Below are 14,835 nucleotides of genomic sequence, written 5' to 3'. Positions count from 1 at the left end.
GCAGGTGGGCTCGCAGACTGGCTTGCGGGCTCAGTGCGCAGCGGGCGCCGCGGCTCCCAGGCCCATGGCCTCGCGCGCCGCGGCGATCAGGAAGCGGCGCGCCTCCTGCGTGGCCGGCCCCTCGCCGGAGGTCGCGATCTGGTCCCCGCCGCCACGGACCTCGAGGTACTCGTGCTCGGCGCCGGCATCGGTGAGCGCGGCGTCCAGCCCGCGACTGTCCTCGACCAGGGCGTCGTGCTGCCCGGTCACCAGATGCACCGGCGGCAGTGCGGACAGATCCCCGAGCACTGGGCTGAGCCGCGGCTCGGTACGGGGGACGGCGCCGGCGTAGAGCCGCGCGGCCATGCGGCGCAGCTCGCGCTGATGGTCGCCGCCGTCGGAGTCACCACGCAGATCCGCCCAGGGCGAGCTGAGCAGCACCGCGGCCGGGGAGCTCACGCCGGACCCGGCGAGGACCTGCGCGACGGCGAGCGCGAGCCCACCGCCGGCCTCATCGCCGGAGAGCACCCAGCGCCCCGGACGAAGGAGAGTGGTGGCGGTGAGATCGTCGAGCGCGTGCAACACGTCCTCGACGGCGGCGGGGAAGCTGTGGCGCGGTGCGAGCCGGTAGTGGATCATCGCCCCGGCCGCGCCGCTGCGGCGGGCGGTCTCCTCGAGCAGCTCCCACGTCCGTGCGCTCTCGCCGGACACATAGGCGCCGCCGTGGAGGTGGACGATGGTCGCGGTGCCCGCGAGGCCGGGATCGATCCAGGTCACCGGCACGTGCCCGTGCCGTCGGCGGTCGACGCGCCCGGACGCGGCGACGGAGCGAGGAGGGGTGGACGGCCGCTGCGAGGCCAGGATGCGCAGAGTGCGGACGAGGCTCATGGGGGCATCATCCCACGGATCACGCGGCACCAGCCGGTCGATCACGGGGGCACGCATGGGCGGATGGTCCGGCACGAACGGGCTGATCACGCCGCGCCCGTGGACGGAGGGCCGAGCCCGTCAGAGCGGACCCTTCACGGGCGGACGCCCCGGAGGTCAGGAGGAGAGCTCGTGGTCGACCAGGCGCGGCAGGCCTGCCCGGAAGCCCGCGACCGTCAGCAGCGCCCCGGTCCCCGCCAGGAACCACAGCACCGCGTCCGGCGAGCCGGTGGCCCCCAGCAGCGCCCCGGCGGTGATCGGTCCCAGAGCGGCCAGCAGGTAGCCGATCGGCTGGACCATGCCGGAGAGCCGGGCGGTGACCAGCGGGGAGCGCGTACGGGCCGGCAGCAGCGCGATCGCGGTGGGGAAGGCGAACCCGCCCACACCCAGCACGCAGGCCCACAGCAGCGGGCTCACCGATGGTGCCAGGAGCAGGCCCGTGTACCCGATGACGGTGAGCACGCCGAAGCTGCTCACGATCCAGGGAAGGCCCGGAGCCCTCGCGATCACCGTCGGCATCACCAGCCCGCCCACCAGTCCCCAGCCGGCGATCACGGCGACCAGCACACCGGCGCGAGCCGGGCTGATCCCGGCGTCGGTGAGGATCTGCGGGAGCATCCCGAACTGGGTGTAGGCGTTCAGCGACTGCAGCGCGAACATCAGGGTGAGCGCGATCGCGGTGGGTGAGCGCAGCAGCGAGCCGGCGATCTCGCCGCGGGGAGGGGCGGGCGGGAAGTCATGCCCGGTCCGGGTCAGCACCACGGCCCAGACCACCACGGGCACCGCGATCACCATGCCCCAGATCCGCAGGGCGTCCTGCCATCCGTCGGCCGCCGCGCCCGCAAGAGGCACCGCGGTGGCCGAACCCACCGAGCCGCCGAGCGCGAGGACCACGCTGTACAGCGTCATCAGGCCGACGGTGCGACCTTTCCCGTGCTGCTTGATCCAGGCCGGCACCAGCACGTTGCCGAGCGCCGGCCCCAGCAGCCCCAGCACCGAGAGCACCACGAACAGGACGAAGGACTCGGCGGATGGGCGCAGCAGCAGGCCCACGGCGACCACCACGAAGGAGGAGACGATCGCACCGGTCAGTCCCAGGCGCCGGGAGAGCGGGACCGCGAGCAGGCCGAGGGCGCCGAAGGCCAGCGGCGGCAGCGCGGTGAGCAGACCCGAGGCCACGGCCCCCTGTCCGTAGGCGCCGACGACGTCCTCCATCACCGGGCCGACGCTGGTGGCTCCGGGGCGCAGGTTCACGCCGACGGTGAGGACGGCGAGGACCGCGAGCAGCATGCCCAGGCGGCGAGCGCGCGGTCGGTGGGCAGGGGTGGTCGTCACTCCTCCCTTCTACTCGCGATCCGGGAGCGGAGCCACAGGATGACGGAGATCTCACGTCCACGACCGGGCCCCGGATCTCGCGGCGGGGCGGCGCCGCCTACGCTGGTGCGCGGCCCACCCGGCCCCTCCTTCCCCTGCCTCTCCTTCCGCCACCTCTCCTTCCCTCCCCCTCCCTCCGCGTGGAGCTCCTCGCTCGACAGATCGCCCGACAGATCGCTCGACGGCTCGCTCCACGAACCCAAGGACCTCGATGACCACCGCCGCAGCACCCGCCCCGCCCTCCGACGCCTCCGCCGCGCGCCGGCATCCCGTCGACCAGGTGCCGCCGCCGGCCCGGCTCACGGTGCTGTCCCTCCAGCACGTCCTGGCCTTCTACGCGGGCGCCGTGATCGTGCCGCTGCTGATCGCCTCGGGGCTGAACCTCACCCCCGAGCAGACGATCCACCTGATCAACGCGGACCTGTTCACCTGCGGCATCGCCACGCTGATCCAGTCCGTCGGCTTCTGGAAGGTGGGCGTGCGCCTGCCGATCATCCAGGGCGTGACCACCACCGCGGTGAGCCCGATCATCGCGATCGGCCTGGCCGCGACCGGCGGCGAGGGCGGCGCCGAGGGCCTGCCGATGATCTACGGCTCGATCATCGTCGCGGGACTGTTCACCTTCCTGGTCGCCCCCTACTTCGCGAAGATCCTGCGGTTCTTCCCGCCGGTGGTGATCGGCACCGTGCTGACCACGATGGGCATCACCCTGCTGGGCGTCTCCGCCGGGGACATCACCAACTACGCCGAGGGCACCCCTGCCACCCGCGACATCCTCTACGCGCTGGGCACGCTCGCGATCATCGTGCTGGTGCAGCGGTTCTTCCGCGGCTTCCTCGGCACGATCGCGATCCTGCTGGGCCTCGTGATCGGCACCGCCGTCGCGGTGCTGCTGGGCGACACCTCCTTCAGCGGCGTCACCGAGGCCTCGGCCTTCGGCGTCACCACCCCGTTCTACTTCGGCATCCCCACCTTCTCGGCCACCGCGATCATCTCGATGATCATCGTCATGCTGATCACGATGGTGGAGACCACCGGCGACGTCTTCGCCGCGGGCGAGATCGTGGGCAAGCGGATCCGCCCCAAGAACATCTCCGAGGCGATCCGCGCCGACGGCCTCTCGACCCTGCTCGGCGGCGTGCTGAACTCCTTCCCCTACACCTGCTTCGCGCAGAACATCGGCCTGGTGCGCCTGACCCGCGTGAAGTCCCGCTGGGTGGTCGCCGGGGCGGGCGTGATGATGATCGTCCTCGGCGTGCTGCCCAAGGCCGGTGCCGTGGTCGCCGCGATCCCCTCCCCCGTGCTCGGCGGCGCCTCGCTCGCCCTGTTCGCCTCGGTCGCGCTGGTGGGCATCCAGACCCTCTCCAAGGTGGACCTCACCGACAACCGCAACTCCGTCATCGTCGGCACCTCGCTGGGCCTGGCGATGCTGGTGAGCTTCAAGCCCGACATCGCCGGGGTGTTCCCCTCCTGGGCGCAGGTGTTCGTCTCCTCCGGCGTGACCGTCGGCGCGATCAGCGCGATCGGGCTGAACCTGCTGTTCTTCCACATCGGCCGCCAGCGCGGCGCGAACGTCGCCACCACCTCCGCCGGCGAGCGGATCGGCATCGACGACGTGAACGACATGGAGCGCGAGACCTTCGTGTCCACCTTCGGCTCGCTGTTCAACGGCGCCACCTGGCCGCTCGAGCGCGCCTGGGAGTCCCGTCCCTTCGCCGACGCCCCCGCGCTGCGGGCCGCGATCGAGGACGCGGTGCTCTCCGCGGAGCGTGCCGAGCAGGACACCCTGGTGGCCAGCTACCCGGACATGGCCACCCTGGTCACTGCCGACGAGGAGCAGGCCGAGGCGATCAGCCAGGATGTGGGCTCCTTCGCGCTGGAGAACCTCACCGACGAGGACGTCGAGGCGGTGCGCGACCTCTCGGCCCGCTACGCCGAGAAGTTCGACATGCCCTTCGTCGCGTTCCTGGGCCGCACCGACTCCTTCGCGAAGATCATCGAGAACGGGGTGCGGCGACTGGACCACTCCCCCGAGCACGAGCGCCGCGTGGCGCTCACCGAGGTCGCGGAGATCGCCGGGGACCGCTTCGGGATCATGGTCGCCGACGCGAACCCCGTCGGCTCCGCCTGGGTGCGGAAGTTCGAGTCCCTGCAGTAGCCGGGCGGCGCGGCACCCGGCCGACGGGCGGGTCGGCCGGATCCGGGACGATCGGCCCCTCCCCCTCGTGGCGGGGCAGGACTACGGTGGAGGACGAGCGCCCCGTGCGGCATCGCACGGGCGACCGTCGATCGAAGGAGCCACCATGCCCCGTCCCGTCGTCAGCACCGCCTCCACCGCCTGGAAGGGCGATCTCCTCTCCGGTTCCGGCACCACCACCCTGGAGACCTCGAAGCTCGGCACCTTCGACCTGAGCTGGAAGGCACGCTCCGAGGAGGCCGCCACGGGCACCACCTCCCCCGAGGAGCTGCTCGGCGCCGCGCACGCCGCCTGCTACTCCATGCAGTTCTCGAACATGCTCGCCGAGAACGACACCCCACCCACCGCGGTCGACACGACGGCGGACGTCACCTTCAACATCGGCGAGGGCGGCATCACCGGCATCGCATTGACCGTGACCGCGCAGATCGACGGCATCGAGGACGCCGACTTCCAGCGCCTGGCCGAAGAGGCCAAGAGCAGCTGCCCGGTCTCCAAGGCCCTGGCCGGCGTGGACATCACGCTGAAGGCGTCGCTCGCCTGATCCGCCTCCGCCCGAGCGCCCGGTGCCGGTGCTCTCCGGTGCCGGAGCTCTCCGGTGCCCGGGCACCCGAGCGTCAGGGCCCCGGCGTCCACTCCTGAGCGTGCTTCGCGGCCCGCATCGCCCGGCGCGATGCGGGCCGCGTTCGCGATGCGGGCTGCGTTACGGTCGGAGCATGCGACCGATCCCTCGCCACTGGGCCACCGCCCGCGAGACCGTCACCTTCCCGGGCGGTCAGGAGTGGGCGATGACGGCCCACGGCGCCTCCGACCTCTCCCCCGAGGATGCCCAGCGCGATGCGCGCGAGCATCTCCGGCGCATGGTCGCCGCCGGCGGACCGGATCGGGGGAAGGACAGCGATGTCGAGTACTACCCGCTGCGGCGTCTGCCCGAGGAGCTGCTCGACGAGCTCCATGGCCCCGATGGCACCCTGGTCGCGGCGATCACCCGTAATCGCTACGGCTCCGCGGTGCTGAACACCGAGGCGGTGCTGATCAGCGACGTCGACCTGGTCGAGCCGTCCTCGCAGGACCGCGTGAAGCCCGGTGGCGGCGGGGTGCTCTCACGCCTGTTCGGTGGAGGCCGGGGCGAGGAGCTCACCGAGCAGCAGCAGGACCCGGACGCCTTCGGGCTGCGCTCCGCGGGCCGCCGCGGTGACCACCATGAACGCACGCTGGCCCTGATCGAGGACTTCCGCGCCCGCCACCCCGAGCTGGGAGTGCGCAGCTACCGCACCCGCAACGGCTTCCGCCTGCTGGTCACCGGCACCGGCGCAGGGCCCTCGAGCGAGCGTGCACGGGACCTCATGGGGCAGGTGAGGAGCGACGAGCTCTACATGATCCTGTGCCGCGTGCACGACACCTATCGGGCACGCCTCACCCCGAAGCCGTGGCGGATCGAGGTGGACCGGTTTGAGGACCTCGGCACCCGCACCGCGGCCGACGAGGCGCATCGTGCCTGGGTGGAACGCTATCGGCAGGCGTCAGAGCGCGTCGCGGTGTGCCGACTGCTGGAGGTGTCGGGCCCGGCGCCGTCGACCGAGGAACAGCAGATCATCGACCTGCACGACCGCGCCACCCGCCCGGAGTCGGGACTGCGCCTGGCGTGAGCCCGCGCGCCGGGCGGCGCCCCCTCACCCACGCGCACGCCCTCGCCCTCACTCACGCCCTCACCCTCGCCCTCGCCCTCGCCCTCGCCCAGCCAGAGTCACGAAGTGGGGGGAATGGGTCACGCTATTCCCCCACTTCGTGACTCTGCCGTGGGGCGGAGCTGCCGTGGGGTGGGGCTGCCACGGGAGGGGACGGCTCAGTGGTCGACGGTCGCCTTCTCGGAACCGGCACCGGTCATGGAGCGCACCTCCATCTCGGCCTGCTTGAGCTCGTTGTGCTCCGAGGAGGTCACCGAGCCCAGCCAGCCGAGGAAGAAGCCCAGCGGCACCGAGATGATCGCCGGGTTCGACAGCGGGAACCAGGCGAAGTCGACGCCCGGGATCATCGCCGTCTCGCTGCCGGAGACCACCGGGGAGAAGGCGATCAGGAGGACCGCGCTGCCCAGGCCGCCGTAGATGGACCACACCGACCCGCGGGTGTTGAACCGCTTCCAGTACAGGGAGTACAGGATCGAGGGCAGGTTCGCACTCGCGGCGATCGCGAACGCGAGCGAGACCAGGAACGCCACGTTCTGCTCGGCGGCGAGGATGCCGCCGACGATCGAGACCGCGCCGATCACCAGCGCGGTGCGCCGTGCGACCGCGACCTCCTTCTTCGGATCTGCCTTGCCATGCTTGATCACGCCGTTGTAGATGTCGTGCGCGAAGGACGCCGAGGCGGTGATCGTCAGACCCGCGACCACCGCGAGGATGGTCGCGAAGGCGACCGCAGAGATGATCCCCATCAGCACAGTGCCGCCGAGCGCGTAGGCCAGAGCCGGTGCGGCGGAGTTCGAGCCGCCTGGCAGGGTGCCGATCACGTCGACGCCCACCATGTACGCGGCGGCGAAGCCGAGCACCAGGGTGCACAGGTAGAAGAAGCCGATCAGGGCGATCGCCCAGACCACCGAGCGCCGGGCCTCCTTCGCCGTCGGCACCGTGTAGAAGCGCATCAGCACGTGCGGCAGGCCCGCCGCGCCGAACACCAGCGCGATCGCGAGCGAGACGAAGCCCAGCTTCGTGGCACCGGACTCGCCGTACTGGTGCATCGGCTCGAGGATCGTGGCTCCGTCGGGGTGGGACTCGACCGCTTTGCCGAGCACCTCGGAGAGGTTGAAGCCGTTGAGCGCCAGGATCCAGATGGTGGAGATGCCGACAGCCGTGATCAGCAGGACCGCCTTGATGATCTGCACCCAGGTGGTGCCCTTCATCCCGCCGATCATCACGTACAGGATCATCACCACGCCGACGACGGCGATCACGATCGACTGGCCGACACGGCCCTCGATCCCGATCAGCAGCGAGACCAGGGCGCCGGCGCCCGCCATCTGCGCGAGAAGGTAGAAGAAGGTGACGGCAAGAGTGGAGGTCGCGGCGGCGGTGCGCACGGGGCGCTGCCGCATGCGGAAGCTGAGGACGTCGGCCATCGTGTACTTGCCGGTGTTGCGCAGCGGCTCGGCGACCAGCAGCAGCGCCACCAGCCAGGCCACCAGGAAGCCGACGGAGTACAGCAGGCCGTCATAGCCGTACAGCGCGACCGCGCCGACGATGCCGAGGAACGAGGCCGCGGAGAGGTAGTCGCCGGCGATGGCGATGCCGTTCTGTCGGCCGGAGAAGGCACGGCCGCCGTGGTAGAAGTCCGCAGCGGTGGTGTTCTGCTTCGAGACCTTGATGACGACCGCGAGGGTCACCACCACGAAGGCCAGGAAGATCGCGATGTTCAGGATCGGGTTGCCGAACTCCATCAGAGATCACCCTCCAGCTCGTCGCGCAGCGTCGTCGCGATCGGGTCCAAGGACTTGTTCGCGTGGCGGATGTACAGCCACGTGATCAGGAAGGTCATGACGAACTGGCTGATACCGAGCAGCAGACCGATGTTGAGGTTGCCGAACACCGGGGTGGCCATGAACCCCTCGGCGTAGGTGGACAGGAGGACGTAGGCGAAGTACCAGATCAGGAATGCGACCGTCATCGGGATCGCGAAGCCGCGGAAGCTGCGGCGCAGCTGGCCGAACTCCTCGGACTGCTGGACGGCCAGGAACTGCTCGGGGGTGGGGCCGTCCGGCGCCGAGGTGGGGGGTGGTGAGGAGGACAAGAGCACAACTCCTTCGTTCTGCGCTGCGGGTCCCGGCCAGGGGAGGACCGGGATCGCCACGACGCTAGCAGAAGTGATGGCCCTCACAAGCGGCTTCCCGCTGTCCGGCGGGGCGCGCGCCCAGGCCGTGCCCGTCGGCGTGTCGCTGCAGCCCCGCCCTGCCGAGTCGGCGGGGACATCCGAGCAGCACCCAGGAAGGATCTGCGGTGGCTCGAGGAGCCACGGATACGCTGCGGGCCCGGCGCACCCACCTGGTCCGCTCGTCGGCCCCGCTGTCCCCGCCCGGGCTGATTGTGTGGGGCGCCGGCGACGTCCGCCCTCGGCGCGGCGGTGCACATCCACTGCTCGACGCTCCGGTCGCGCCGAGCGATCTCACCGTGGCCGAATCGCTGATCGCCGAGCGTGTCGCGAGCGAGCCGTTCGGCAACGCCTGACCGGACGCAGCGCAGCACCCTTTCAGCTCGGCGGGGGTGTGAGGTGGCCGCGGGCGATCGCCGTGGCCACCGCCGCGGTGCGGTCCCTGACCCCGAGCTTGTCGAAGATGTGCAGCAGGTGCGTCTTCACCGTGGCCTCGCTGATCAGCAGGCGCCGGGCAGCCTCGCGATTGCTGCATCCGGCGGCGATCAGCTCGAGCACCTCCAGCTCGCGGGGCGAGAGCGGCGGTGCCGCGGGCTGCCGCGAGCGCGCCATGACCCGGGCGAGCACCGCCGGAGCGAGCACGCTCTCGCCCCGGGCAGCCGCCTCGACGGCGCGGTGCAGCTCGGCCCGGCTCGCGTCCTTGAGCAGGAACCCGATGGCGCCCGCCTCGATCGCCGACAGCACGTCCGCGTCGGTGTCATAGGTGGTCAGCACCACCACTCGGGAGGAGCTCCCGGCCTCGGTGAGCGATTCGATGGCCGCCACCCCGCCGAGGCCGGGCATGCGCAGGTCCATGAGGATCACCGCGGGATGCAGGCGCTGGGCGAGGGTGATCGCCTCAGCGCCGTCGGCCGCCTCGGCGACGACCTCGAAGCGGGGATCGGTCGCGAACAGTCCGCGCAGCCCGTCGCGCACCACCGGGTGGTCGTCGACGATCATGAGCGTGATCATGACCCTTCGCCTCCTCGCGCCTCCGTCGGCCCCTCCGCCGGGATCGCAGGCAGGGAGATCGCCACGACGGTGCCCTCCCCGGGCGCCGACTCGATCGCCACATGGCCGGCGAGCCGCTGCACCCGTCGGCGCATCCCGGTCAGACCGTAGCCGTGTCCGTCCTCGGCAGCGACGGCATCGTCGCCCGGACGGCGGCCGGCCTCGGCGCCAAACCCTTCCTCCCCGGTCCCGTCGGCGGCCGGTTCCGGCTCCGAGTCCCCGACACCGATCCGCGTGGGGTCGAAGCCGATGCCGTCGTCGCGCACATCCAGCGTGACCAGGTCGTCCATGTAGGTGAGCGTCAACCCGACGTGCTGCGCGCGGGCGTGGGCGGCGACGTTGGCGAGGCCCTCCTGCACGCCTCGCAGCACCGCCGTCTCGATGTCCTCGCGCAGGGCGCGGGGGTCCCCCACCACGCGCGGGTCGATCTCGGCGCCGTGCCGGGCGGCCCAGCGCCTCGCAGTCCCCTCGACAGCGAGCGGCAGCTGGGTGCTCGCGAGAAGTGCGGGGCCGACGCCGCGGACGCTCCGACGCGCCTCCACCAACCCTTCTCGGGCCAGACCTGCAGCGATCCCCACGCGGCGTCGGGTCGCGGCGGAGTCCTCGAGGGTGTCCTCGACGCCCTGCAGCTGGGTGAGGATCCCGGCGAGGTCCTGGGCGAGGGTGTCGTGGATCTCGCGGGCCAGCCGCTCCCGTTCCTGCTGCACCCCCGCTTCCCTGGCCTGGACCAGCAGCTGGGCGTGCAGCTGGGCGTTCTCGGCGAGCGCTGACTCCAGGCGCCGATTGCTCTCGGCGATCCGCGCAAGGGCCCGCCGCTGCTCGTCGAGCTGGAGGTCCATCGCATCCACGAGCCGGTAGAAGATCGCGGCCATCACCGTGCTGACCACCGTGACCCCCAGCCACAGGGCCCAGTGCCCGGTGAGGACCCGGTCGATGCCGCCGAGGTAGGTCACCGCCATCGTCGCGGAGGTGACGGCCACCCCGAGGTACCGCCACGGACTGCCCAGCAGCTCGTAGGAGTAGAGGTAGCCGAGGAAGGCGAACACGGCGAACCACGGCGCGAGCAGCACGAGAGCGGCCGCGAGCAGCTGGAGCACGAGCACGTCAAGCGCGCGCCGGGCGGCGCTGCCCCGGCCGGCGCGGTGCCGGGCGATGACCAGGGCGGTCCAGGCCCCGGCGGCGAGGGAGAGGGCGAGCACCGGGAGCACCCGGAGCGGCCGCTCCTGGGCGGGCCCGAGCAGCAGCGAGGCCAGCACACACACGACTAGCAGCCCGTAGGGAAGCACCCCGAGGATCGTGCCGACGATGCGCTCGGTCTCGCCGCTGCCGAGGTGGGGATCCGGTGCGGCGTGGCGCGCCGCCGACCCGCGAGGCTCGGTGCCGCCGGGTTCGACCCCGCGCAGCTCGGACTCGCGCGCCCCGGCCCCGCGCAACGCGGCCTCGCTCGCCTCGCCGCCCACCTCCACGGAGCTCTCCCTTCGGGTCCCGCGCGATCCCGGACCGGGGGATGCCGGGCGGGATCCACGCTGGGACGACTCTACGGGGACGGCCCCCGGCCCGCTCATCGGTCGGCGGCGGGCCGGCCGGGTGCGGTCCCGTCGACGGCGCGCGCGCTGGCGGCGCCCCCGCCGGCCTCGCTCCCGCCGGCCCCGCGCCGGGGCCGACGGTAGGCGAGCGCCCGCAGCAGGGTCTCGGCCGGTCCCCGTCGACCCCGACGCTCGAGCTGCACCGCGACCACCACGGTCACCAGCCAGACCCCGATCGCCACCAGGGCCATCGTGGTGCTGTGGAGGTGCTCACCGAGGCCGAGGCCCCAGGCCGCCAGCAGCGGCGCGCACAGCACCGACTGCAGCAGATAGCTGGTCATCGACCGCTTCCCCGTGGCCTCGATCGCGGAGCGGACACGGCCCGCGGGGCGACCGTCGACGAGCGCGCCGAGCAGGCCGAACACGGCCACGTAGCCGATCCCGGCGAGGAGCCCGGTGACCATCTGCCAGGGCGCGAACCCCCACAGCACCTCCTGCAGCCCGCCGATCACGCCGAGGTGGGCGAGGGCGTGGGGCAGCGCGCCGAGCGTGCCGATCCCGATGCCGCCGGTCGCGAGCAGGGCCAACAGGCGGCGGTGCCGGGCGGGCTGCTCGAGCAGACGGTGCCGGGCAGCGAGGATCCCCAGCAGCATCGCCACGGGCACCACCATCCCCAGCGGGCCCTGCAGCACCACCACCTGGAGGGGCCAGTGCGCGATCCGCGCGAGCGCTGCGGCGACGGGCCCGGTCAGGGCGATGTCCGCCCCGGCGCTCTCGGGCAGGCCCGCACTCTCGGGCACGGACTCCCCCGCCAGGGCACCGAGCGCCCCGAGCGCGGTCAGCGCCGCGAGCGCGAGCAGCAGCACGGTGCCGACGGCTGACCAGATCCACAGGGTCCGGTCCCGTCGCCGCAGGAACAGCCCCACGATGACCAGTCCGGTGAACCCGTAGGCGCCCAGCACGTCCCCACCCCACAGCAGCAGGGCGTGGGCGGCGCCGAAGACGATCAGCCAGAGGTTCCTGCGCTGCAGGATGCCGCGGGCCTGCCGCGCCGACCGTCCGGCGGCGAGCTGGCGGCGGTGGACCATCCACAGCCCGTAGCCGACGAGGAACGCGAACATCGGATAGACCCGCAGGTCCACGGTGGTGATGAGCAGGGCCTGCACGATCCGGTCGAGCGTCGACCCGTCCAGCGGATGGAACCCGCCGGTGGATTGCTCGCGGCCGTAGAGGTACACGGTGGTGTTGGCCAGGGCGATCAGCAGCAGCATGCCGCCGCGGGCGAGGTCGGGGGCGGCGGCGCGGCCGGTCGTCGCCATCGGCCCGGAAGGGCCCGACGGCGTGGGAGGGCGGGAGGGCGTGGTGGTGGTCATGCCTCGAGCCTTCCGGGCCGGGCCCGCCGCCGCATCCTCCGCCAGGTCCGCATTCCCGCTGGAGCGGTGGAGGGCGGGCATCCACCGATCGGTGGGTACGGACCGCGGTGACCGGCGTGGACCCGGCTGGTGCGATGCTCGAGGTGGCCCGCGCCGAACCGGCCTCCGCGCAGGTCCGGTGGGTCCACGGGATCGCGACGGACCTGCCCGGCACGCTCTGCGCCGATCTGGCCGTGATGACCGGCTCGAAGGCGTGTGCGAGGTGCGGGACGAGTTCCGGCTGCTGCATGTGGAGGACCCGTTCGTCACCTTCAGCGCCGACAACACCCTGCCCGACGGCACGACCGTCGCAGCCGACGACACGGACGCCGCGGCAGAGCCGGCGGCCACGGCCGACGACTCAGCCGCTGAAGCCGCCCGTGCCCGCCATGTCCTTGAAGCGAGAGTAGTGGCCCTCGAAGGCGACCGGGATGGTCTTGGTGGCACCGTTACGGTGCTTGGCGATGATGAGGTCCGCCTCGCCGGCGCGGGCGGACTCCTTCTCGTAGTAGTCCTCGCGATGGATCAGCAGGATGACGTCGGCGTCCTGCTCGATCGAGCCGGACTCGCGCAGGTCGCTCATCATCGGGGTCTTGTCGGTGCGCTGCTCGCTGCCTCGGTTCAGCTGCGAGATCGCGATGACGGGGCAGTCGATCTCCTTGGCCAGCAGCTTCAGGGCACGGGAGAACTCCGAGACCTCCTGCTGACGGGACTCGACCTTCTTGCCCGAGCTCATCAGCTGCAGGTAGTCGATGACCACGAGCTTCAGATCGTGCTTCTGCTTCAGCCGACGGCACTTGGCCCGGATCTCCATCAGGGACATGTTCGCCGAGTCGTCCATGAACAGCGGGGCGTCGGCGATGCGGCTCATGGCGCGGGCCATCGCCTGCCAGTCGCGGTCGTCCATGGAGCCGTCTCGCATGCGGTTCATCGGGACCTGCGCCTCGGCGCTGAGCAGACGCATCGTGATCTCGGTCTTGTCCATCTCCAGAGAGAAGATCACCGAGGTCTGGCCGTTGTGGATCGAGGCCGAGCGCAGCACGTCCATGCCGAGGGTCGTCTTGCCCATGGCGGGACGCCCGGCGAAGATGATCATCTGACCGCCGTGCAGGCCCTGGGTCAGCTCGTCCATCTCGGCGAAGCCGGTGGGCACGCCGGTGACCTGGCCGCCGCGGTTCTGGGTGGCCTCGATCGTGTTGAGGGTCTCGTCGATGACCTCGCCCAGCGGCAGGAAGTCCTCGCTCTGGCCGCGCTCGGTGACCGCGTACACCTGGGCCTGGGCCTCGTTGATGGCCTCCTCGACCTCGCCGCCGTCGGAGGCGAATCCCAGCTGCACGATGCGGGTGCCGGCCTCGACCAGACGGCGCAGGGTCGCGCGCTCGACGACGATCTCCGCGTAGAAACCGGCGTTCGCGGCGGTCGGGACCATGTCGATGAGGTCAGCGAGGTACGCACCGCCGCCCACCCGGGCCAGCTCGCCGCGCTTGGACAGCTCGTCGGAGACGGTGACGAGGTCGGCCGGTTCGCCGCGCCCGTAGAGGTCGATGATCGCCTCGAAGATCATCTCGTGGGCGGGGCGGTAGAAGTCGTTGCCGCGCACCGTCTCGACGACGTCGGCGATCGCGTCCTTGGACAGCATCATGCCGCCCAGCACTCCGCGCTCGGCGGGGAGGTCCTGCGGAGGGGTGCGCTCGAGCCCGCGGTCGGGGCCGGCTTCGAAAGCTTCGGTGGATGTCACCGGACCAGTGTAGGAAGTCCTCTCCGCTAGGGACACCTGCCCAGCGCGAAGGGGGATGAGGCTCATGGGGATCCTGCGAATGGGGAGGAACGGTCACTCTCGGCACGACGGCACGACGGCACGACGGCGTCGCGCACCACGGACCGCAGTGAGCTATCCCTCGGAGCGGGCCTCCCGGGTTCCCCTGCGATTGATCTTTCATCTACTTTGTGAGCGCTTCACTCCAGACGAAAGGACCTCCCATGGCCCTCCCCCGCACCGCCGGCCCCGTCGGCGACCTCGGTCTGCTGATCGCCCGCATCGCCCTCGGCGTGATCTTCTTCGCCCACGGCTATCAGAAGGTCGTGCAGTTCGGCATGGCCGGCGTCACCGAGAGCTTCCGCGGCATGGGCGTTCCCGTCGCGGAGATCGCCGGCCCTGTGGTCGCCTACGTCGAGCTGATCGGCGGCGCACTGCTGATCCTGGGCGCCTTCACCTCGATCGTCAGCCTGATCCTGGCGGTCGACATGCTGGTGGCGGCCCTGCTGGTCCACCTGCCGATGGGCGTCTTCATCGACAACGGCGGCTGGGAGCTCGTCGGATCCCTGGGCGCCGGCGCGCTGCTGCTCGCCGCCGTCGGCGCGGGACGCTACTCCGTGGACCGGGTGCTCCCGGGCGGGAAGAAGCCTCGCTCGCGCGGCCGCTCCGCCTCGACCAGCGCCGCAGCCTCGACCAGCGCCGCCGCCGAGAAGTCCACGGGCGGCGCGACCAGCTGACGGCGCCGGAGCAGGG

The 14,835-nt window shown here is 71.7% G+C and carries 13 protein-coding genes; 5 read left to right on the top strand and 8 right to left on the bottom strand.

Annotated elements, in window-relative coordinates; all coding sequences use genetic code 11:
- Positions 1-30: 30 nt before the first annotated feature.
- Together VF289_RS00690 and VF289_RS00685 are read right to left on the bottom strand one after the other, a co-directional pair.
- A complete protein-coding gene (locus VF289_RS00690) occupies positions 31-924 on the bottom strand; it encodes an alpha/beta hydrolase (protein ID WP_330880078.1) in 894 nt (297 codons plus the stop codon).
- Between the two features lie 99 nt (positions 925-1,023).
- Entirely contained in the window at positions 1,024-2,241 is a 1,218-nt protein-coding gene (locus tag VF289_RS00685) for an MFS transporter (RefSeq protein WP_330880076.1), read from the bottom strand.
- 250 nt (positions 2,242-2,491) lie between these two features.
- Between VF289_RS00685 and VF289_RS00680 the strand changes: the two genes are divergently transcribed.
- From VF289_RS00680 to VF289_RS00670, 3 genes are all read left to right on the top strand, one after another.
- Positions 2,492-4,438, top strand: a complete 1,947-nt coding sequence (locus tag VF289_RS00680) for a solute carrier family 23 protein (protein ID WP_330880074.1) — start codon at positions 2,492-2,494, stop codon at positions 4,436-4,438.
- Positions 4,439-4,583: 145 nt separating this feature from the next.
- Complete coding sequence (locus tag VF289_RS00675; RefSeq protein WP_330880072.1) at positions 4,584-5,021, top strand: OsmC family peroxiredoxin; 438 nt, start codon at positions 4,584-4,586, stop codon at positions 5,019-5,021.
- A gap of 172 nt (positions 5,022-5,193) precedes the next feature.
- Positions 5,194-6,126: a hypothetical protein gene (locus VF289_RS00670; protein WP_330880071.1), complete on the top strand. Its 933-nt coding sequence runs from the start codon at positions 5,194-5,196 to the stop codon at positions 6,124-6,126.
- Between the two features lie 197 nt (positions 6,127-6,323).
- On the opposite strand, the gene VF289_RS00665 is transcribed toward VF289_RS00670, so the two are convergent.
- Together VF289_RS00665 and VF289_RS00660 are read right to left on the bottom strand one after the other, a co-directional pair.
- Positions 6,324-7,910, bottom strand: coding sequence for a cation acetate symporter (locus VF289_RS00665; protein WP_330880069.1), 1,587 nt, complete (start codon positions 7,908-7,910; stop codon positions 6,324-6,326).
- A complete protein-coding gene (locus tag VF289_RS00660) occupies positions 7,910-8,260 on the bottom strand; it encodes a DUF485 domain-containing protein (RefSeq protein ID WP_330880067.1) in 351 nt (116 codons plus the stop codon). Before VF289_RS00660 ends, VF289_RS00665 begins: the two co-directional genes overlap by 1 nt.
- Positions 8,261-8,466: 206 nt before the next feature.
- Here VF289_RS00660 and VF289_RS00655 point away from each other — a divergent pair, with 206 nt between their 5' ends.
- The gene (locus VF289_RS00655; protein WP_330880065.1) at positions 8,467-8,694 is read left to right on the top strand and encodes a hypothetical protein; all 228 of its coding nucleotides are present in this window, start codon (positions 8,467-8,469) and stop codon (positions 8,692-8,694) included.
- A gap of 22 nt (positions 8,695-8,716) precedes the next feature.
- On the opposite strand, the gene VF289_RS00650 is transcribed toward VF289_RS00655, so the two are convergent.
- From VF289_RS00650 to dnaB, 4 genes are all read right to left on the bottom strand, one after another.
- The gene (locus VF289_RS00650; protein WP_330880063.1) at positions 8,717-9,349 is read right to left on the bottom strand and encodes a response regulator transcription factor; all 633 of its coding nucleotides are present in this window, start codon (positions 9,347-9,349) and stop codon (positions 8,717-8,719) included.
- Entirely contained in the window at positions 9,346-10,854 is a 1,509-nt protein-coding gene (locus VF289_RS00645) for a sensor histidine kinase (protein ID WP_330880061.1), read from the bottom strand. The genes VF289_RS00650 and VF289_RS00645 overlap by 4 nt, the downstream gene beginning before the upstream one ends.
- A 95-nt stretch (positions 10,855-10,949) precedes the next feature.
- Positions 10,950-12,287, bottom strand: a complete 1,338-nt coding sequence (locus VF289_RS00640; protein ID WP_330880059.1) for a DUF418 domain-containing protein — start codon at positions 12,285-12,287, stop codon at positions 10,950-10,952.
- A 400-nt stretch (positions 12,288-12,687) separates the two neighbouring features.
- Entirely contained in the window at positions 12,688-14,064 is a 1,377-nt protein-coding gene (gene dnaB / locus VF289_RS00635; protein WP_330880057.1) for a replicative DNA helicase, read from the bottom strand.
- Positions 14,065-14,306: 242 nt separating this feature from the next.
- Between dnaB and VF289_RS00630 the strand changes: the two genes are divergently transcribed.
- The gene (locus tag VF289_RS00630) at positions 14,307-14,819 is read left to right on the top strand and encodes a DoxX family protein (protein WP_330880055.1); all 513 of its coding nucleotides are present in this window, start codon (positions 14,307-14,309) and stop codon (positions 14,817-14,819) included.
- Positions 14,820-14,835: the final 16 nt, after the last annotated feature.

Source organism: Brachybacterium sp. (assembly GCF_036379615.1).
Classification (GTDB): domain Bacteria; phylum Actinomycetota; class Actinomycetes; order Actinomycetales; family Dermabacteraceae; genus Brachybacterium.
Note: the sequence above shows the minus strand (reverse complement) of the source record. Positions and strands in the feature narration are given on the sequence as shown.